Source organism: Streptosporangium canum (assembly GCF_900113865.1).
Lineage (GTDB): Bacteria > Actinomycetota > Actinomycetes > Streptosporangiales > Streptosporangiaceae > Streptosporangium > Streptosporangium canum.
The window spans coordinates 363,528-382,319 of record NZ_FOQY01000002.1 but is presented as its reverse complement, the minus strand read 5'-3'; the positions used below and the strand labels follow the sequence as shown (position 1 = coordinate 382,319).

At 71.2% G+C, this 18,792-nt stretch carries 18 protein-coding genes; 8 read left to right on the top strand and 10 right to left on the bottom strand.

Annotated features, from left to right (window positions below):
- Nucleotides 1-9: 9 nt before the first annotated feature.
- A complete protein-coding gene (locus BM085_RS04030; RefSeq protein WP_093885650.1) occupies nt 10-1,542 on the bottom strand; it encodes a YncE family protein in 1,533 nt (510 codons plus the stop codon).
- Nucleotides 1,543-2,540: 998 nt separating this feature from the next.
- Nucleotides 2,541-2,936, bottom strand: a complete 396-nt coding sequence (locus tag BM085_RS04015) for a RidA family protein (protein WP_093885648.1) — start codon at nt 2,934-2,936, stop codon at nt 2,541-2,543.
- A gap of 135 nt (nt 2,937-3,071) precedes the next feature.
- Here BM085_RS04015 and BM085_RS04010 point away from each other — a divergent pair, with 135 nt between their 5' ends.
- The gene (locus BM085_RS04010; RefSeq protein ID WP_093885647.1) at nt 3,072-4,046 is read left to right on the top strand and encodes a helix-turn-helix transcriptional regulator; all 975 of its coding nucleotides are present in this window, start codon (nt 3,072-3,074) and stop codon (nt 4,044-4,046) included.
- A 329-nt stretch (nt 4,047-4,375) separates the two neighbouring features.
- Here BM085_RS04010 and BM085_RS04005 read toward each other — a convergent pair whose 3' ends face one another.
- Complete coding sequence (locus tag BM085_RS04005; protein ID WP_093885646.1) at nt 4,376-4,834, bottom strand: DUF1579 family protein; 459 nt, start codon at nt 4,832-4,834, stop codon at nt 4,376-4,378.
- 99 nt (nt 4,835-4,933) lie between these two features.
- Here BM085_RS04005 and BM085_RS04000 point away from each other — a divergent pair, with 99 nt between their 5' ends.
- Together BM085_RS04000 and BM085_RS03995 are read left to right on the top strand one after the other, a co-directional pair.
- Entirely contained in the window at nt 4,934-5,272 is a 339-nt protein-coding gene (locus BM085_RS04000; protein WP_093885645.1) for an ArsR/SmtB family transcription factor, read from the top strand.
- A complete protein-coding gene (locus tag BM085_RS03995) occupies nt 5,269-5,703 on the top strand; it encodes an SRPBCC family protein (RefSeq protein WP_093885644.1) in 435 nt (144 codons plus the stop codon). Before BM085_RS04000 ends, BM085_RS03995 begins: the two co-directional genes overlap by 4 nt.
- 158 nt (nt 5,704-5,861) lie before the next feature.
- Here the strand turns inward: BM085_RS03995 and BM085_RS03990 are convergent, their stop codons facing one another.
- From BM085_RS03990 to BM085_RS03980, 3 genes are all read right to left on the bottom strand, one after another.
- Nucleotides 5,862-6,209, bottom strand: a complete 348-nt coding sequence (locus BM085_RS03990) for a DoxX family protein (protein WP_093885643.1) — start codon at nt 6,207-6,209, stop codon at nt 5,862-5,864.
- Between the two features lie 96 nt (nt 6,210-6,305).
- A complete protein-coding gene (locus BM085_RS03985; protein WP_143120794.1) occupies nt 6,306-6,560 on the bottom strand; it encodes a hypothetical protein in 255 nt (84 codons plus the stop codon).
- The gene (locus BM085_RS03980; protein WP_218158605.1) at nt 6,557-8,230 is read right to left on the bottom strand and encodes an ABC-F family ATP-binding cassette domain-containing protein; all 1,674 of its coding nucleotides are present in this window, start codon (nt 8,228-8,230) and stop codon (nt 6,557-6,559) included. Before BM085_RS03980 ends, BM085_RS03985 begins: the two co-directional genes overlap by 4 nt.
- A 666-nt stretch (nt 8,231-8,896) precedes the next feature.
- Here BM085_RS03980 and BM085_RS03970 point away from each other — a divergent pair.
- The gene (locus tag BM085_RS03970) at nt 8,897-9,574 is read left to right on the top strand and encodes a hypothetical protein (RefSeq protein ID WP_093885639.1); all 678 of its coding nucleotides are present in this window, start codon (nt 8,897-8,899) and stop codon (nt 9,572-9,574) included.
- Nucleotides 9,575-9,915: 341 nt separating this feature from the next.
- Nucleotides 9,916-12,132, top strand: coding sequence for an SF1B family DNA helicase RecD2 (gene recD2, locus BM085_RS03965; RefSeq protein ID WP_093885638.1), 2,217 nt, complete (start codon nt 9,916-9,918; stop codon nt 12,130-12,132).
- Here recD2 and BM085_RS03960 read toward each other — a convergent pair.
- Nucleotides 12,107-12,844: an ArsR/SmtB family transcription factor gene (locus BM085_RS03960; RefSeq protein ID WP_093885637.1), complete on the bottom strand. Its 738-nt coding sequence runs from the start codon at nt 12,842-12,844 to the stop codon at nt 12,107-12,109. The two genes, recD2 and BM085_RS03960, sit on opposite strands and share 26 nt — an antisense overlap.
- A gap of 65 nt (nt 12,845-12,909) precedes the next feature.
- On the opposite strand from BM085_RS03960, the gene BM085_RS44165 reads away from it, so the two are divergent.
- On the top strand, nt 12,910-13,224 hold the full coding sequence (locus BM085_RS44165) for a hypothetical protein (protein WP_093885636.1): 315 nt from the start codon (nt 12,910-12,912) through the stop codon (nt 13,222-13,224).
- Nucleotides 13,221-14,015, top strand: a complete 795-nt coding sequence (locus tag BM085_RS03950; protein ID WP_093885635.1) for an isocitrate lyase/PEP mutase family protein — start codon at nt 13,221-13,223, stop codon at nt 14,013-14,015. Before BM085_RS44165 ends, BM085_RS03950 begins: the two co-directional genes overlap by 4 nt.
- Before the next feature lie 114 nt (nt 14,016-14,129).
- Here BM085_RS03950 and BM085_RS03945 read toward each other — a convergent pair whose 3' ends face one another.
- From BM085_RS03945 to BM085_RS03935, 3 genes are read right to left on the bottom strand one after another with little or no spacing between them, the layout of a single operon-like run.
- A complete protein-coding gene (locus BM085_RS03945) occupies nt 14,130-14,459 on the bottom strand; it encodes an STAS domain-containing protein (protein WP_093885634.1) in 330 nt (109 codons plus the stop codon).
- A gap of 6 nt (nt 14,460-14,465) precedes the next feature.
- Nucleotides 14,466-15,521, bottom strand: a complete 1,056-nt coding sequence (locus BM085_RS03940; protein WP_093885633.1) for a cobalamin B12-binding domain-containing protein — start codon at nt 15,519-15,521, stop codon at nt 14,466-14,468.
- Nucleotides 15,518-17,173, bottom strand: coding sequence for a PP2C family protein-serine/threonine phosphatase (locus BM085_RS03935; RefSeq protein ID WP_143120792.1), 1,656 nt, complete (start codon nt 17,171-17,173; stop codon nt 15,518-15,520). Before BM085_RS03935 ends, BM085_RS03940 begins: the two co-directional genes overlap by 4 nt.
- Before the next feature lie 414 nt (nt 17,174-17,587).
- Here BM085_RS03935 and BM085_RS03930 point away from each other — a divergent pair, with 414 nt between their 5' ends.
- A complete protein-coding gene (locus tag BM085_RS03930; RefSeq protein WP_093885631.1) occupies nt 17,588-18,763 on the top strand; it encodes a L,D-transpeptidase in 1,176 nt (391 codons plus the stop codon).
- The last annotated feature ends 29 nt before the right edge of the window (nt 18,764-18,792 follow it).

Genomic DNA, 18,792 nt, shown 5'->3' with positions numbered 1-18,792 from the left:
CGCCGCTGGTCACTTGGTCGGTTCGTAAACCGTGACGACGTGGCTCGCCTGCGCCGGTCCGGTCTGGCCGCCGCCGGCCCAGTGCGCGGTGTAGGTGTACTCGCCCGCGCTCAGTACGTCGGTGAACATGTACGACGCACTGGGGTTGATCCCTACCGGCCGCTGCACGGTTTCGCCGTCATCGCCGCTGCGGGTGCGCCGGACGGTGATCGTGCCGCTGCGCGGCGCGGTGGCGCCCGTCACCTGGATCTGTCCGCTGAACACGAGCCTCGTGCCGGCGACCGCGCTCGTAGGCCCGGTCAGCGTGAGCGTGGTCACGTATCTGACCGCCGTGATGAGGGAGGCCTTGCTCCAGCGGTGGCTCTCGTCGCCGTTCCAGAGCACGGTGTAGGTGAGCTCCCCCCCGATCGGTGGCGTGTCGGTGATGGTGAAGGTTCCGTCCGCCGCGGTGGTCACGCTGGGCAGTTCCGTGCTGGTTCCGTCGGGCAGGGTGCGGGTCACGGCCAGCGGTTGCGCGCCCGGCACGGTCCCGTCGTCGAATGCCAGTCGTCCCGTCAAAGCGAGCGGTTGCTGCGCGGTCGCGCCAGGCTCGGCTGTCAGCGTCAACGTGGAGGCCGGCAGAGTCACGTCATGGAGCCGCCACAGGTAGAGGTGGTCCGAATCCGTCTTCAGCAGGCTGAAGATGTCGCGGCCGGAGAAGGCAGCACTTCCGTCGACTATCTCACCTTCCGGGAGGCTTGCGGCATAGATCTCCGCGCCCGAGGCCCTGTCGTACAGCGTCATCCCACCGGCGGAGAGCTGATTGCGCCCGCCCGCGATGTAGGCGCCGTCCGGGCTGATGGCGACGGTTGCCGGGTATCCCTCAGCCTCGGGACCTTTCTCGTAGCTGTGCACCCGGGCCAAGGTGGTGGCGTCCCACATCTCGAAGGCGTCCGGAAGCGCGAACGCCGAGATCACGTGCGAGCCGTCCGGGGCGACGGCGACATCGTTCAACCGGCCGTGGAAGTAGGTGTGCCCGTCGATCTCGCCGCGGAAGACGGGAGCGGCACCGCTCACGTCGTAGACGAACAGGTCAGCCGGACTGCCGCCCCCTTCGCCGACCACCAGCGTGTTCCCTGCCGCCGCGAGGTACGGGCCCGACTTCAGAGGAACCTCGAACGGCGCCGGCTCCGGCGTCGTCACCGACAGATCGAGGCCGAGGGCGCCGGACGCACCGCCGCAGCCGCCATAGCCAACCCACAGCCGTTCGCCGGTGAGCGCCAGGCTCGATGGGCATCCGTAGGCGGCGAGGTCGACGCGCCGGGTGATCTCCAGCGTCGCGGTGTCGATCTCGGCCACCTCTCCCGAGCCCATCAGCGCGGCGTACAGGCGGGTGCCGTCGGGTGTCATGGCCAGGCCGTACGCGCCGAACAGGCCGGTGATGGTGCCCTCGACCTCACCGGTGGTGTCGGCGACGACGATGCGATCGTCGATCGAAACGGCGACCTTGTCGCCTCCGACGACCAGGTCGGTGCTGTAGGAGAAGGCGCCGAGATCGGTCACGGAGTCCTCGGCCGAGGCTGCGGGAACCGGGGCGATGAGTAGGCCGGCCGTCAGGGCCAGGACGCCGGCCAGCGCGCCTGGCCATGACAGGGCGGATCTACGAGGTGTCGCGGATAAGAAGCGCACGTGAAGCTCCGCTCGTAAAAGGTAAGGATGAGCCGAAACTCCCTGATCAAGCCAGAAAGGCACGCCTGCGTCAAGATCTACTTCAGTGGTCACCGACGGTCAGGCCGTATCCGTCCTCCACCGTGTCGGCTTCTGAGAGTTCCTCGAGGGCGAGGCCGCAATCACAACTCCTAACAAAATCGCCTTGGCCGTATCCGTCAGCCTGGACGGTCGTTCTGCGCATCCGCTGGGAGATCCGTGACGACATGCACGAGGCCTTCATGACGCTGACCGCGTCCATCATCTGCCGGCGACGCCTCGTCCGCCGATCATTTTGTTAGGAGTTGTAAAGGTGGGGCCACTTCAAGCCGACATGTCGGTCTGGGAGCACAACACCGGCCTGGAGTGGGTCCAGGTCAAACCATCCAGGTGGGGCCGCTTCAAGCCGTCATAACCAATATGTGTTGGATTCTTCGACAGGACTGCCGGGATCCCCGGAAAGGGCAGTGGGGGAGATCCACCGTGGGTGTGCTCGGCAGCGAGTTCGCGGCGCGAGCGCTTGCCGACCCCTTGGCGGTCGTCCTCGGCGTACCGGAGCCGGCGTAACTCGGTGGCCGGGGCGAACTCGGGGCGGTGCTCGTAGGCGATCCGAACATGGGCGAGGGCCGCCTGCAGCCGGCGTGAGTTCGCCCGGGCCTACTCGGGGCCGCGGACACCGCGGCGCCGGCGTACGTCGAGCAGCAGACGAACGTCCGCGGGCCGCAGTCGGTGCAGGAAGAACTCGCCGCCGAAGCCATGGACGTCGATTGTCGCCGTCCTGAGCACCGGAGATCACCCGCCTGCCTACTACTCGTGCCGCCTCCGGCGGCCCTGCCGGAGGCGGCGGGGCCGCATTACGCGACGGCGGTCCCCTCAAGCTCGACCATCAGGTCGGGGATCGCCAGCCGTGTCACCCCGAGCATCGTGGTGGACGGCGCCACCCCGGCGGCGCCCAACCGCGACGCCAGCACGCCGTAGTGCTCGAAGAGCCGGTCGACGTCGGTGGTGTAGACGTTGAGCCGGACGAGGTTCGTGAGGGACATGCCGGCCTCGCCGAGCACGGCCTCCAGGTTGTCGAGGCTCAGCGCCATCTGCGCCGCCATGTCACCGGCATGCCGGGGCTTGCCGTCGCCGCTCATCGCGCTCTGCCCGGCGCAGTACAGGGTCCGGGTGTGCCCGGAGACGATCTCACCCTGGTTGTATCCCATCTCCACCGACCACGCCCACGGGTTGACCGCCGTTCGCTCCATTGCCACATCAGCTCCATGTGATTGGTCGACATTACGAACGTCCATCGGATCGGTAGCCACCGTCCTTTGGTCGTGGTGACAAGCCTCCCGGAAAATCACGACATCCTGTGTCGTGTATTTCGGTAAGGTTTTCGTATGCGCGCCGACCGGCTGGTCTCGCTGGTGCTGCTGCTGCGGCAGCAGGGTCGGCTGTCTGCGACCGCGCTGGCCCGCGAGCTGGAGGTGTCCACCCGCACCGTGCTGCGCGACATCGAGGCGCTGTCGGCAGCCGGCGTCCCGGTCTACGCCGAACGCGGCCGGCACGGCGGTTTCGCGTTGTTGTCCGGCTTCCGGACCGAGCTCACCGGACTGAACCACGATGAGGCCCTTGCCCTGCTGGTCGCCGGATCACGGCGCGGCGCGCAGGCATTCGGCCTCGGCTCGGCGCTCGCTTCGGCGATGCTCAAGGTGGTTGACGCGCTACCCGAAAGCTATCGGGACACCGCGGCCGGCGCGGCCGAGCGATTGCTCATCGACCCGGAGACCGACCTCCTCTCGCGTCGGCTGGTCGCTGAGGAGGTGCCTGACGCCATAGCGGCCGAGGTCCTGCGCGCGGTGTTGGCCGGACACAAGCTGCAGATCCACTACGCGGCTGTGGACCAGACCCCCAAATGGCGCACGGTGGACCCGATCGGCCTGGTCACCGTACGCGACCAGGGCTACCTGCTGGCCACGAGGTCCGGCGCGGACCGCACCTACCGGCTGTCTCGGGTCCTGGCCGCCAAGGAACTCGCCGAACCTGCACAGCGACCAGACCGGGTCGATCTGGACCGGACCTGGCAGGAACGCAGCACGCGGTTTCGGACCGGCGGCGACCAGGTCACCGTGCTGGTACGGGTGGACCCGGCGCGGCGGGAGGACCTGGTGGGCACGGCGCTGGCCGTCCGCGCCGAAGAAGCCGACTCAGACGGCTGGCTGCGACTGGAGGTGACCTTCCAAGATCCGAGACACGCCGAATGGGCGCTGTGGCAGCTCACCACGGACGCGGAAGCCCTGGCCCCGCAGTGGTTGCGCAACTGCCTGCGCAACCGCGCCGCCGCGATCGCCACCCGCTACGGAGTGTCGTCCTGAGAGTTGTCGCCCTCTGCGAGCCGAAGGGGACGAGTTTGGTGACGAGACCAGCGATGACGTTGCCGATCTGTGGCTGGAGGTCGATCCGGTCGCGCCGGCCGGCAGCATCCTCACGCGTGCTCCTCCGCCCGAGCACGCAGCTGCCGGATCCGCACGATCCAGGCCGCCAGTGCCGCCGCCGAAACCGCCGGCGGCGTCCCCACCAAGGACGGGCGAAGCCGGGCGGATCGGCACGGCTGGCGACGTCGCCCGGCTCGCCGGCCAAACCACCCACGGCTTCATCTCGCGGCGCTGCCGGAGGCTTGGCGACGACCTGGAGGCGGTGGGGGTCAGGAGACCTTTGTGAAGGTCATGTCCATCCAGTGCAGCCAATTCGGGCCGTTGTCGATACGTTCCCACCTGGCCGTCATGGTGTTGTGGTCTTCGGCGATCACCAGTGTGGCCCGTTCTGTTTCGCCGGCGAATGTCCAGACGCCGTTGTCGTTCACGCTCGCCCGCATCGTGACGAAGTCACCCTGGTTGTCGAAGGATCGCATGGGGTAGGTCCGGGTCTCCGGATCGTAGGGGCCGATCATTTCGATGACTTCGACCTTGTCGTCGTTGATGCGCACGTCCACGCGGTGAATGAGGAAGAACCCACCCTCCAGCCACTCGTATGTGTCGGATCCGGTGATCTGGAGCGCGGGTTCGGTCGGGGTGGCGACCGTCTGCCCTTGTGAACGCCACCGGCCGACCAGCGCGTTCAGGCGCCCGTTCTCCGGTGTCGAGGCTTGGGTGTTGTCGGTCATGGCGTGTTTCCCCTCATCCGGAAAGTATGTAAGATGTTGCTTAAATACTTACAAGCAATCCGGTGGGTGCGCAAATGGACCGGGTAAAGGCGGTGGACGGTGGATGAGGCGCTGCGAGCGGTCGCCGACCCGACCCGTCGTGCGATCCTCGTACTGGTACGCGAGCGCGAAGTGTCGGCGGGTGACATCGCCCGGCATTTTCCCGACATCAGCCGCCCGGCGGTCTCCCAGCACCTGCGGATCCTGGTCGCAGCCGGGCTTCTCGACATCCGTCGTGCCGGCAACCGGCGTTTCTACCGGCTACGCCCCGAGGGACTCGCAGAGGCTGCGACGTTCCTGAAGACGATGTGGTCGGCCTCGCTCGACCGGCTCAGGGACGCCGCCGAACGGCAGGAGCGCGCACGCAACGGTGAGGACGGGGTGAGGGGATCACGATGAGCGTTGGGGAGAGCGGGACAATCGAGCAGACGTTGCGTATCCAGGCCCCACCCGAGACGGTCTGGTCGTTCTTCACCGATCCGGCCCGCCTGGCCCAATGGTGGGGTGCGGCCGAACTGGACGCCCGCCCCGGTGGCGCCTTGCGTGTGCACATGCAAGAAGGCCCACGCCCGGTGATGCACGGTCAGTTCGTGGAGCTTGTGCCCTATGAAAGGATTGTCTTCACTTTCGGCTGGAAGGCCGCTCCTGGGGTGCCCGACCTCCCGCCCGGCAGCTCCCGCGTCGAAGTCACCCTCGCCCGGGACGGCGAGGGCACCATGCTCACCCTCCGACACGGCGGCCTGCCACCCCGGCTCGGACACGAGACCAGCCACGGCTGGATGCATCTACTCCACCGTCTCGGCGACACGGCGCAACGCCAGTGCCGCTGACCCCGGCCTCTCACCGCCTCCAACCGGGACCGGTCGTCTTGTTCACCCACGCGACGGGCTTGCCGGCGGGTGAGGGCGTCGGTGAGATCGGGGTGAGCGAGCGGTTCGGTCAGCTCGGTGACGATCTCCTCGGCGCGAGGCATCCCCGCTCGCCGGGCTCAGCGGCACGTCAGGTTGACGGCCAGGGCGGCCACCGCCGTACAGAAGAAGAAGGTCCAGGGGACGAAGTGGTGGTCGTTGGCCCGTAGGTGTGCCGCGAATGCGCCGAGGAAGTACAGCACGAGCCCACTGGCGGCGAGCGTGCCCAGGATCGGTACGGCGATTCCGGCCAACAGCCCCAGCGCCCCGGCGGCCAGCAGCACCCCCAACAGAGGCATCCAGGACCGGGGCACACCCAACGTGTCCGCCTGGCTCTTGGGGTAGTCATGGCCGATGAGGTTGGCGATGGCTGCCATACCGTAAAGCGCCGCAGCAAAAAGTGTGACCGTGAGATAGCCGGCGAACATCGAGATACTCCCTCTTCCGTGACGACGATCGTCTGGTTGATCGCCTCACGGACGAGACGGCGGCCCGAGAAGTGACAGGTCGCCGTGTGATCTGTGTTACAGCACGACGCCGGTCAGCTTCTCCGGGTTGCTGACCACGTGGATCACCTTGATTTTCCCCTTCGCCAGGTGGAAGGTGGCCGCCAGCACCGGTGCGCGCCCCGAGTGGATGACGATTCCCGGGCCGTCGTTGACCTGGAAGATCTGCGCCGGCGAGCCGTAGGGCCGATGTGCCGACAGGATGACGGCGCCGCAGGCCACCCGCGCCGTCACCGCGACCGTCGCCGCCATGACGACGACCGCAGTGATCACTCACCCGACGAACCGGTCGCGCAGGGCCGGACAGCCGGCGCTGAAGTCTCGCCCACCTCCAGACGCGGCCAGTCGGCGAGGTCGCGCAGCAGCCGCCGGTCGTGCGTGACGACGACGACGGCGGCGCTCGTGTCGCCGATCGCGTCGGTCAGCTCGTCGACCAGCGCCGACGACAGGTGATTGGTCGGCTCGTCGAGCAGGAGCAGCCCGGGCCGACCGGCCAGCGCGAGCGCCAGGCCGAGGCGCCGCCGCTGCCCCTGCGACATCCGCCCGACCGGCGTGCCCATCGCCTCGGAGTCCAGCAGCCCAAGCGCCCCGAGCGGGAGGGCGTCGGCCTCGCGCAGCGCCTGGCGGGCCACCAGCCGTCCCACATGGCGGGCGTACACCTCGCGGGCGGTGAGTGCGGGGTCCTGCTCGGCGCTCTCCTGGGTGACCCGGGCGATCCGTGCCCCCTTCGCCGGCCGGACGTGCCCGCCGGTGGGCTCGAGCGAACCGGCCAGCACCGCGAGCAGCGTGGACTTTCCAGCACCGTTCGGTCCGGTGATGAGCAGCCGGTCGCCCCCGTCGAGGGTGAGGTCGACCGGACCGGCCAGCCGCCCGTCGACGGCGACGCCATGCGCACGCAACTGCGGCGCCCCCGGCCGGACGCCCAGGTCCGGCCACCGCAACGCCGGCGGCGGCTGCGGCACGTCGATCCGGTGCGCCCGCAGGGCGTCCTGCCGGTGGTTCAGGGCCTGCACGACGCCCGGCGCGCGGGACTGGCGCTGGTGCCTGCCCGTCCCCTTGTCCGGCCGCCAGCCGGTGGAGAGCCGGTCGCGGGCCTTCGACACCGCCTCCCGCAGCCGCCGGTGCTCGGCCTGCTGCTCCTCGTGGTCGCGCTCCCAGCGCTCACGCTCGCGACGCCGGGCCTCCCGCCAGGCGTCATAGCCGCCGGCGTACAGCCGCGGCTTCCCGTCGCGGGTCGGGTCGAGGTCGAGGAACTGGTCGGCGACGTCGCGCAGCAGCACCCGGTCGTGGCTGACGACGGCCAGGCCGCCATCGTGCTCGCGCAGCCTGCGGGTCAGGAAGTCCAGCCCGCCGGCGTCGAGGTGGTTGGTCGGCTCGTCCAGCAGCAGCACGTCGTGCCGCGCGCCTAGCAGGCACGCCAGCCGCACCCGGTAGCGCTGGCCGACCGACAGCCTCGCCAACGGACGGTCGCGGTCGGTGCAAGCGCCGAGGGCCTCCAGGGCGACGTCGATGCGGCGTTCGGCGTCCCACGCGTCGAGCCGGGTGGCGGCGTCGAGCGCGACGGCGTAGCGGTCGTCGGCGGTGGGATCGCCCTCGGTCATGGCGAGGGTCGCCTCCTGCAGCGCGCCGAGGGCCGCCAGCGAGGCGGCCAGCGCCTCCGACGTCAGGGTGGCGACGGTCTCACCCTCTCGCGCGGACAGCTCCTGGCGGGCCAGGCCGATCGTGCCGGCCCGGTGCACGGTACCTTCGTCTGGCGTGATCAATCCGGCCAGGACGTGCAGCAGGGTCGTCTTGCCACGGCCGTTCTCGCCGACGACGGCGACCCGCGACCGGGCGGAGACGGTGATCGAGACGTCGTTCAAAACACGCCGGGACCCGCGGGTGACGGTGGCGCCCGTGGCGCGGACGTGTGCGCTGCCGCCCGCCTCGACGGGCAGGGACATGGCTTCGGAATTCGGGGTGAGGTTCAACGGTGCTCCGCAGCTCGCAGTGGAGCCGGGCAGCGGCAGGCGGCCGCCCGGCGGAAACCGGGACGGCGAGCGCGGATTCAGCAGGAAGAAGGCGCCGCCGTCAGCGGGCGGAGCGGACCTTCTGCGACCAGATACCTCGTGCCATGACGGTCACGTTAGCAGCCCCGGCGCCCCGCCCGTCCGGATTTCGCCCGCTCCTGGCGCGCGACACGGCCCGGAACCCGCCGGACGCCGCCCCCGCCCGGTGGCCGGCGCCCTGCCTCCCACCCCGCGCCCGGCCACCTCCACCACCCACCGCGCCCACCCCCCGGCCGTCGGGCGCCTCCTCGCCCGGCTGGGCCCCGAGGCGGTGCCGGCAAACTCCGGCGACACACCGCGGCAGAACCCAACCGCACCGACACTTACCGCTTAACCTGCAGAAATAGGATCACGCGGAGGTCAATCGATATACCGCTCCGCCGGCCTTCCACCGTCAAGTGGCTGCACGCGATGAGCACACCGCTTGTCATGGTCGGTCTGCCACATACCGCCCGGGACGACGCTTCCGGCGCGGGAGGCCCCCCGGTGGCGATTCACCCGGCAGTTTTCACAGGTCAATCGGCTCGGGCCTCCGGCGAGGTCCGCGAGGAGGGCAGTCTGGTGCGTAAGCGCTATCCCATCGTGACGAGCACGGGCGTGCTGTGCCTGGCACTGGCCACCGCCTGCGCGGGCGGCGGCTCGATCAACCTGGCCAAGGCCCCCACCGCGAGCCCGGCCACCGCGACCGGCGGCCCCGGCACCGTACCCGAGGGCTTCGAACAGGTCGGCAGCCCCGCCAACGGGCTGTCGGTGGCCGTCCCCGGCCCCTGGGTCGCGCTCGACCTGACCAAGAACGACCTCGAACAGGGCCTCAAGCGCAGCGGCCTGTCGGGCAAGGCACTGGAGCAGGCCAAAGAGGACCTGCAGCCGCTGGTGACCAACAAGGCGGTCTGGGCCTTCGACCCCAGGTCACGCCAGAGCTCACCGAACAGGTTCACCACCAACCTCAACGGCTACTGCCAAACCAGCGGAAACATCTCCGCCGACCAGCTGATCGGCGCGGCCACCAAGGACCTGCAGCAGGTCAAGGCCAAGGTCACCGAGGCCGTCAAGGTGACCGTCGGCGGCGTCGAGGCGGCCAAGCTGGTCTACACCTTCCCGGCCGGCGGCATGGAGATCAAGGGCACCCAGTTCTACCTGCCCGGCTCGGGCCGGACCTGCACCGTCACACTCAGCACCGACCAGGACGGCAAGCAGCGGCTGTTCGACCGGATCGGCCAGACGATCCGGCTGCAGTGAGGCGGCCCGGGGGATCGGCGGGCAGGTGAGGTGAGGCAGGGATCGGGCGGGCAGGGGCTTTCAGGGGGCCCTCGGCTTTCAGAGTGGCTCTCACCCGCCCCTTGCGCCGGTGAGGGCCCGGCGGGAGCCGCAGGAGGCCCGGGAAGGCGCCGGCCGCCTTCCCCGGCGGCGGGGGAGGGGCGAGGGGAGAGGGGCGCGACTCCGACCGGCAGGCCACACGTTTCGCGAAGTGTCGGCATGTGCGCGTATCGTCCGCGAGACGGCCGAAACCCGCCGACTGATCAACGGCCGCCCGCCACTGCTCTACCCTGGCCGGGAAGGTTGGCAGAGAGGTTTTTTCCGTGAACCCTGGATCGGGTGGTCCCCCCGGCTCGTCCATCGACGCCGTCCTCGAACGCATCACCTACGCCAACGAGGAGACCGGCTACACCATCGCCAGGGTGGCCACCGAACGCTCGGGCAGCGAACTGCTGACCGTGGTCGGGCCGCTGCTGGGCGCCCAGCCCGGCGAGTCGCTGCGGCTGACCGGGCGATGGACCTCCCACCCCAAGTACGGCAAGCAGTTCGAGGTGTGGTCCTACGCCACCGTGCTGCCCGCCACCGTCCAGGGCATCCAGCGCTACCTCGGCTCCGGGCTGATCAAAGGCATCGGGCCGAAGATGGCCGAGCGGATCGTCGACCACTTCGGCGCCGACACCCTGCAGATCATCGAGACCGCCCCCGAGCGGCTGGTCGAGGTCCCCGGTCTCGGCCCCAAGCGGACCAAGATGATCGGCGTCGCCTGGGAGGAGCAGAAGATCATCAAAGAGGTGATGATCTTCCTTCAGGGGGTCGGCGTGTCGACCTCCATCGCAGTGCGGATCTTCAAACAGTACGGCGACACCTCCATCACGGTCGTCAAGAGCGAGCCCTACCGGCTGGCCGACGACGTGTGGGGCATCGGCTTCAAGACCGCCGACACCATCGCCCAGGCCGTCGGCATCCCGCACGACAGCCCCGAACGGGTCAAGGCGGGCCTGCGCTACACCCTGTCGCAGGCGGCCGACGACGGCCACTGCTACCTGCCGGCGCCCAACCTCGTCGCCGACGCGGTGAAGATCCTGCAGGTCCCGGCCGAGCTGACCGTCCGCTGCCTGGAGGAGCTGGTCGCCGAGGAGGGCGTGGTCCGCGAGGAGGTCCCCGCCGGCGACAGCCTCGTGCCCGCGATCTACCTGGTCCCCTTCCACCGCGCCGAGCTGTCGCTGGCCGGCTCCCTGCGCGCCCTGCTGACCTCCGGCCACGACCGGCTGGGCGTCTTTCGATCGGTGGACTGGCAGGTGGCGCTGGACTGGCTGCACAAGCAGACCGACGCCGAGCTCGCCCCCGAACAGGCCCACGCCGTACGGCTGGCATTGTGCGAGAAGGTCGCGGTGCTGACCGGCGGCCCGGGCTGCGGCAAGAGCTTCACCGTGCGCTCCATCGTCACCCTCGCACGCGCCAAGAAAGCCAAGGTCGTCTTGGCCGCGCCCACCGGCCGGGCGGCCAAGAGGCTCGCGGAGCTGACCGGCCACGAGGCCACCACCGTGCACCGGCTGCTGCAGCTGCGCCCCGGCGGGGACGCCACCTTCGACCGCGACAACCCCCTGGACGCCGACCTGGTCGTGGTCGACGAGGCCTCGATGCTGGACCTGCTGCTGGCCAACAAGCTGGTCAAGGCCATCGCGCCGGGCACGCACCTGTTGTTCGTGGGGGATGTGGACCAGCTGCCCTCGGTCGGCGCGGGCGAGGTGCTGCGGGACCTGCTGGCCGCCGAACAGGAGATCCCCCGGGTGCGCCTGACCCACATCTTCCGCCAGGCCCAGGAGTCGGGCGTGGTCGTCAACGCCCACCGCGTCAACACCGGCCTGCCCCCGGCGCTGGAGGGCATGGGCGACTTCTTCCTGTTCCCGTGCGAGGAGCCGGAGGAGATCGCGGCCCTGACCGTGGACGTGGTGGCCAACCGGATCCCGCGCAGGTTCGGCCTCAACCCGCGCCGGGACGTGCAGGTGCTGGCGCCGATGCACCGGGGCGCGGCCGGGGCGGGCAACCTCAACAACGCGCTGCAGGAGGCGCTGACCCCCTCCCGGGAGGGCATGCCCGAGCGCCGCTACGGCGGCCGCGTCTACCGGGTCGGCGACAAGGTGACCCAGCTGCGCAACAACTACGACAAGGGCGCGGCGGGGGTGTTCAACGGGACCGTGGGCGTGGTGGTCGACATCAAGCCCGACGACCACAAGCTGACCGTGCTGACCGACGAGGACGAGAACGTCGAATACGCCTTCGACGAGCTGGACGAGCTGGCGCACGCCTACGCGGTGTCCATCCACCGCTCCCAGGGCAGCGAGTATCCGGCGGTGGTCATCCCGCTGGCCACCAGCGCGTGGATGATGCTGCAGCGCAACCTGCTCTACACCGCGATCACCCGGGCCAAGAAACTCGTCGTCATCGTCGGCTCACGCCGGGCGCTGGCGCAGGCGGTGCGCACCCGCGGCGCCGGACGCCGTCACACCAGCCTCACCCACCGGCTGCGCTCGCACTGAGGTCGCCGGTGGGGTCGTCCAGGCCCAGCAGCGCGCTCAGGGCCTGCCGGCCGGCCCCGGTCAGGCGCAGCGCCCGCCCGGAGCCGATCCGGCTGACCCACCGCCGTTGCAGCGCGGTCGCGCACAGCACGGCCCCGGCGGCGCCGGCCAGGTGATGGCGGCGTTCGGTCCAGTCCAGGCAGGGCCGCGCCAGCGGGCGCCTGCCGGTGGACGCCGGCAGCGCCACCCCCAGCTCCGCCGCGAACCACGCCAGCCCGTCGTCACTGAGGGCGAAACCGGCGTCCTGGCGCAGCAGCCCCCGCGCGGTGAACGCGTCGGTGATCGCCACGCCGAGCCGGCCGGCCAGATGGTCGTAGCAGGTGCGCGCGGCGGCCATCGCGGCGGCCGCGCTCGCCGCGCGCAGCGTCGGCGGCCGGGCGGCGGCCCCGGCGCGCTCGGCGTGGGCCGTCATGTCCTCAATCAGCTGGGCCACCTGCGGCCCGGCCAGCCGCAGATACCGGTGGCGTCCCTGGCGTTCCTCGACCAGCAGCCCTCCCCGCACCAGGTGCGACAGGTGCTCACTGGCCGTGGAGGCCGCCACCCCGGCGTGCCTGGCCAGCTCCCCGGCACTCCAGGCACGCCCGTCCAGCAGGGCCAGGCAGAACCGCGCGCGGGTGGCGTCGGCCAGCAGCCCTGCCAGCGTGGCCAGCGGGATCGGCGTCGTAGCTGTCATCGTTCCATCATGGCCTGCGCACACTTCGGCGCCCGCCGAAACCTCGCGTGCCTACCGTGGGGGCCATGACTTCACCACCGCTGGTCCTCAGCCGCCACCACGAGGTACGCGCCGCCCTGGCCGACCCCGCTCTCACCGTCGTGGCGGCCCCCCGGCCGCCCTTCGCCCTGACGGTCGCCTGGCTGCGCGGCGCGGTCGGCCGTTTCGCCGACGGCGCCCTGCACGCCGGGCGCCGGGCCGCGGCGGTGGAGGTGCCGGCCGGGCTGGACGCGCCGGCGCTACGCGCCGAGGCCTTCGCCCGGGCCTCACACCGCCCGGCCGCATCCCCGCCGGTCGAGCCGGCCCTGGCGGCCGGTGTGGTCGAGGCGGTGCGGCGGTGACGTTCGAGCGGTTCAGGGCGCTGCACCACGGCACGCAGCCGTTGCTGCTGCCCAACGCCTGGGATCACGCCTCGGCGGCGGCGCTGGAGGCCGCCGGGTTCGCGGCGGTGGGCACCACCAGCCTGGGGGTGGCGGCCGCCGCGGGCCTGCCCGACGCCGAGCAGGCCACACGAGCCCAGACCGTGAGCCTGGCGCGCGGGATCGCGACGCTGGGCGTGCCGGTCACCGTCGACATCGAAGGGGGGTTCGGCGGCCCGCCCGCCCGGGTGGCCGAACTGGCCGCGGAACTGGCGGCCGCAGGAGTGGCGGGCGTCAACATCGAAGACGGGCGCGGCCAGGGACTGGCCGAGACGGCCGAGCAGGTGGCGCTGATCGGCGCGATCAAGCAGCGGGTGCCGCGGCTGTTCGTCAACGCGCGCACCGACCCGTTCTGGCTGCGCACCCCCGACGCCCTGGCCACGGCCGTGCACCGCGTCCGGGCCTACGCCGACGCGGGGGCCGACGGGGTGTTCGTGCCGGGGGCCATCGGGCAGCGGCAGCTACAGGCGCTGGTCGCCGCGGCCCCGGTGCCGCTGAACGTGCTCATCCAGGCCGAGGTGCCGGTGGCGAGGCTGGCGGCGCTGGGCGTGGCCCGCATCAGCTACGGCTCCCTGCTGTTTCGGGCCGCGCTGCGGGCGGCCGTCACCACGGCGCTCCAGGTGGCCGGCGGCGCCCCGGTCCCCGGCGACCTGCCCTCCTACGAACAGGTCCAGCGGCTGTGGCGCCGACCGGCCGCAGCGGATCCGGCCTGAGCCGCGCCCGGCGCCGTCCGCGCTCCACCGCGCTCCCGCACGCCGGGGCGGGCGGGAGCGCTGGGCGTAGGCGGTCGTCGCGGCGGCGACAGCCGGGGCGAGCGGCGAGCGCGTCTAGGCGGGCGGCAGCTCGAAGACCTGGTCCAGGGCGGTCACCTTGAACAGGTGCCGCAGGTAGGGGGTCAGGGCGATGATCCGCATGGCGGAGTCACGGGCGAGGGCGGTGTTGTAGACGTTGATCAGGGCCGCCACACCGGAGGAGTCGACGAAGTCCAGGCCGGACAGATCCAGCTCCAGCAGGCGCAGGTCGGCCGAGAACAGCTCCTGCGCCAGCGTGAAGAGCTCAGCGGCCGTGTCGTAGTCCAGGTCACCGGTGAGCACCAGGCAGGTGGTGCCCTCAGCGGTGCTCTGCACCTCGGTACGGAGCGGGGTCTTCTCGAGCATCTGTCGTCAGGTCTCCAAATCGGCGCCGCGGTCGTGAGCCGCCTCGATCCCCCGCACCAGCGTGTGGCGGGCACGGGGGAAGTCTCGCAGCTCATCATGGAAAATACGCAATCCCGCCTCCAACGCCCTCGCCGGGACCCCGCGTGCCCGCAGCACGCCGCGGGTCCAGGTGACGAAGCCGGTGAAGACCTCGACGTCGTCGACGTAGAGGGCGGCGGCGAGGAAGTCGAGGATGTGACCGAGATCCTCGGCGGTGGTGTCGAGCTGGTGGGCGGTGTAGGCGGCCATCGGCGGGTAGGCCCCGGCGAGGGCGGCCATCGCGCCGGTGAGCAGCTCACCGCGGCGGCGCCTCAGATGGGTGTACTCCTCATCGGCCAGGTGGGCCGGCGCCTGCGACGGGACGGGGAAGGACGGCAGCCCGTCCGCCAGACGGTCGGCGGCGGCGTCGGCGCCGGCAGCCCACGCGTCGGCGCCCAGCAGCCGGGCGAAGCGGCCGTCGGCGCCGAACCCGGAGCCGCCGGCCAGGACCGGCACGCCGACGGCCTGGCAGGCGGTGAGCGTGGCGTGCGCCCGGGGCAGGCGGGTGGCCAGGGCGCAGCCCAGCGCGACCGCGTCGGGCCCGCTCTGGTGCAGGTGGGTGATCAGGTGCGGGCCGGGCACGTTGGCGCCCAGGAAGTCGACCCGCCAGCCGCGCAGCCGCAAAACCTCGGCCAGCAGCCGGGTGGGCAGCGCGTGGTACTCGCCGTCGGTGCAGGCGACGGCGACGCGGCCCAGGGACGGCTCGGGCCGGACCCGGGCGGCGATCGCGGCGACGGCGCGCTCGCTGACGGCCGTGGCCCCGTGCTCACGGGCGACCGACCAGCGGTTGGCCGCCCACAGCTCGCCGACACGCCGCTGGGCGGGCGCGATGAGCTCCAGCAGCAGGCGCTCGGCGGGAACGCCGTCGGCCAGCAGGCCGACCACCAGGTCGATGGCGCCGAACTCGTCGGCCTGGCCGATGCGCCGCAGGTAGTCCTCCCCGGCGGCGAGCAGGTCGCCGGACAGCAGCCGGGTGCCGCTCATCGGGCGGGCCTGGCCTGTACGGCCAGCAGCACCCGGTCGTCCTGGACGTCGCCGGCCAGCCATTCGGTGCTGATCTGCTCCAGCCGCTCCACCGCCGCCGAGGCCGGCATGCCCGCGCAGGTGGACAGGGCGCTCTGCAGCCGCTGCCCGCCGTACATCTGCCGGCCGGTGGGGCCGCCGACGGCCTCGGTGATGCCGTCGCTGTAGAACAGGCACAGCTCGCCGGGGGCCAGGTCGACGGTGACCGGGGTCACGACGCTCTCCCGCAGCGCGCCGAGCAGGGAGCCGCCCGCGGTGACCTCCTGCACGCTGCCGTCCCGGCGCAGGATGAGCGGCGGGGGATGCCCGGCCACAGCCAGGTCCAGCAGCACATGTCCCCGCTGCCCGGTCCGCAGCGCGGCCAGCACGAGGGTGACGTAGGGGTTGGGGGAGGGGGAGGCCAGCAGGGAACGGTTGAGCAGCGACGCCAGGTGCTCGGGGCGCCTTTCCAGCAGCAGCAGCGCGCGCAGGGACTGGCGGACCTGCCCGGCCAGGACAGCGGCGCGCGCCCCCTTGCCGCAGACGTCGCCCAAGACCACCAGCGGCTCGCCCGCGGCGCCGGGACCGGGCAGGTAGAGGTCGTAGAAGTCGCCGCCGATCAGCCCGGCCTGCTGGGCCGAGCGCAGCGAACCGGCCAGATCCAGCCCGGCCAGGACCGGCAGGGCGGGCGGCAGCAGGTCCCTGGTCAAGATCGCGTTGGTGGCGCTCTGCTCCTGGTACAGGGCGGCGGCCGAGATCGCCGCGCCCGCGCGGGCGGCGAAGACCCGCACCAGGATCTCGGCCTCCTCATCGAAGGCCGGACCGCCCTCACGGCGGGCCAGCACCAGCGCCCCGGCCGGGACGCCGTTGCCGGGCAGCGGGGTGACGAGCAGGTGACCGGCCTGGCCGAACCCGTCGGGCAGCAGCCACTGGGGGGCCTGGCCGGGATCCAGCCACCGGCTGGGCACCGGCGGGAAACCCGCCAGCGCCTCGGCCAGGCCGGGCACCTGCGCGGTGGAGGCCGACGTGACCACCCCCTCCTGCAGATCGTGCTGCCCGGCGACCGAGCGCAGCCAGCCCGCCTGGCGGCGCCCGGCGGGCGGCAGCACGACCATGGCGGCGTCGGCCAGCAAGGAGACGGCGAGCTCGACCGCGCTGCGGGCGCAGCGGCGCGTGTTGAGCGAGGCCGACAGCCGCCGGCCGGCCTCCACCAGGAACTCGGTGCGCCGGCGCTCGGCCAGCAGCGCGTCGGTCCTGGCCGACTCGGCGGTGACGTCGCGCAGGTACCAGGCGTGGTGGGCGATGCCGAAGGCCTCCCGGCGCACCCGCAGGCGCAGGTGGCCGCAGCCGACCTCCCTGCTGTCGCCCTCGGGGTGGTCGGGGCCGAACAGCGCCGCCGCGCCGCCCGAGGCCGCGGGGCGTCCGGGCAGGATCTCCGGCGCCATCCGCGCCGCCGCGGCGTTGACCATGACGACGACACCGTCGCTGTCGCAGAGCACCACGCCCTCGCTGCAGGCCTCCACGATGGCGCGCAGCAGGTGCTCTCCCGGCCCCGCCGGGGAGGGCTCGCCTTCCACGTGGTGAGTGCTCTGCCGCATGCGATCGGTGCCGCCGGCGGGCCGTGTCGTGGTCATCACCCAGGCCTTCCGTTTCGAATCGGTCACATCGGCTGCGAGCCGATCACGCCAGCCTAGCCGCCCGGCCGGAGAGCCCGGCGGGCCCGTCACAGCCGGAGCGGGGCGCTCACACACCCCGCCTGTGCCCCGCCGCGGCGCTTTGATGCGCCCGGCGGCCGACAACCGCCGCACCGCCCCGATGCGGAGGCGTCAGCGCAGGTGGAGGCCACAGTGACCGCGCCAGGCGCCCTGGCCTGGCCACCAGAGTCCCCCTTGACTCCGGGTTGGCATGTTATTGACTCTACGAAGTGACCTAAATGTGACTCAACTCTCACGAACCAGGTGTACTCCTCACGCATCTCCTATTAGGGTCTTTAAACGCAGTTTGCTGTAGTGGGGGAGAAAGTTGTGCTAAACATGGAGCGCCGAGGCATGAGGGCGCCACTGGCGGGGCTGGCAGTGGCGGCAGCGGCCGTACTGGTCACCTCCTGCTCCGGCGGGACGCCCTCGACGGCCCCCGCCGCCGACGGCGGCGCCAACACCGACGTGACGACCGCCCCGGCCGCACCGGTCATAAAGATCAGCCCAGCCGAGGGCAGCGCGACCGTACGCCCCGACAAGCGGGTCGTCGTCACCGCGGCCAACGGCTCACTTGAACAGGTCACCGTGGAGAGCGGCGGCAAGGCACTGCCGGGCGACTTCGACGCCAACCGCACCAAATGGGTCTCCAAGGCCCCGTTGAAACCCTCCAGCAAATACACCGTCTCGGCGCGCGCGGTAGGCGGCACCACCGCCAGCAGCTCCTTCAAGACGCTCAAACCCAAGGTCGAGCTGGCGGTGGCCGACGTGACCCCGGCCCTGAAGGGGGAGAAGGTCGGCGTGGGGGCGCCGATCATCGTCACCTTCAACCAGCCGGTCACCCAGAAGGCCGCCGTGGAACAGGCCCTGGAGGTGGAGTCGGAAAAGCCCTCCCAGGGCGCCTGGCGATGGATCAACGACACCACGGTGATCTACCGGACCGCCAAATTCTGGCAGCCCCACCAGAAGGTGACCTTCACCGCCCGCCTCAACGGCGTTCAGGGCGGCAAGGACATGTACGGGGTCGAGGACTTCACCAAAAGCATCCGAATCGGCGCGGCCCAGATCGCCACCATCGACACCCGCAAGCACAAGATGATCGTCAAACGGGACGGCAAGGTCGTACAGACCATGCTCATCAGCGCCGGCAACGCCAGCACCCGCGAATACACCACCACCAGCGGCGTGCACCTGGCGATGGGCAAGGCCAACCCCGAGCGCATGATCTCACCCGGCCGCAAGAAGGGCGACCCGGGCTACTACGACCTGATGATCAACCACGCGGTGCGCTTCTCCAACAGCGGCGAGTACGTCCACGCACTCAACAACGTCTGGGCACAAGGCCGCCAAAACGTCAGCCACGGCTGCATCAACTCCCGCCCCGACCAGGCCAAGTGGTTCTACGACCAGGTCCAGCGCGGCGACGTGATCACCATCACCGGCACCAACCGGGAGATGGAATGGAACAACGGCTGGGGTTTTTGGCAGATGCCCTACAAGCAGTGGAAAAAGGGCAGCGCCCTGGCCTGACGGCGACGAAAAAAAGGGGAGCGCCCGCG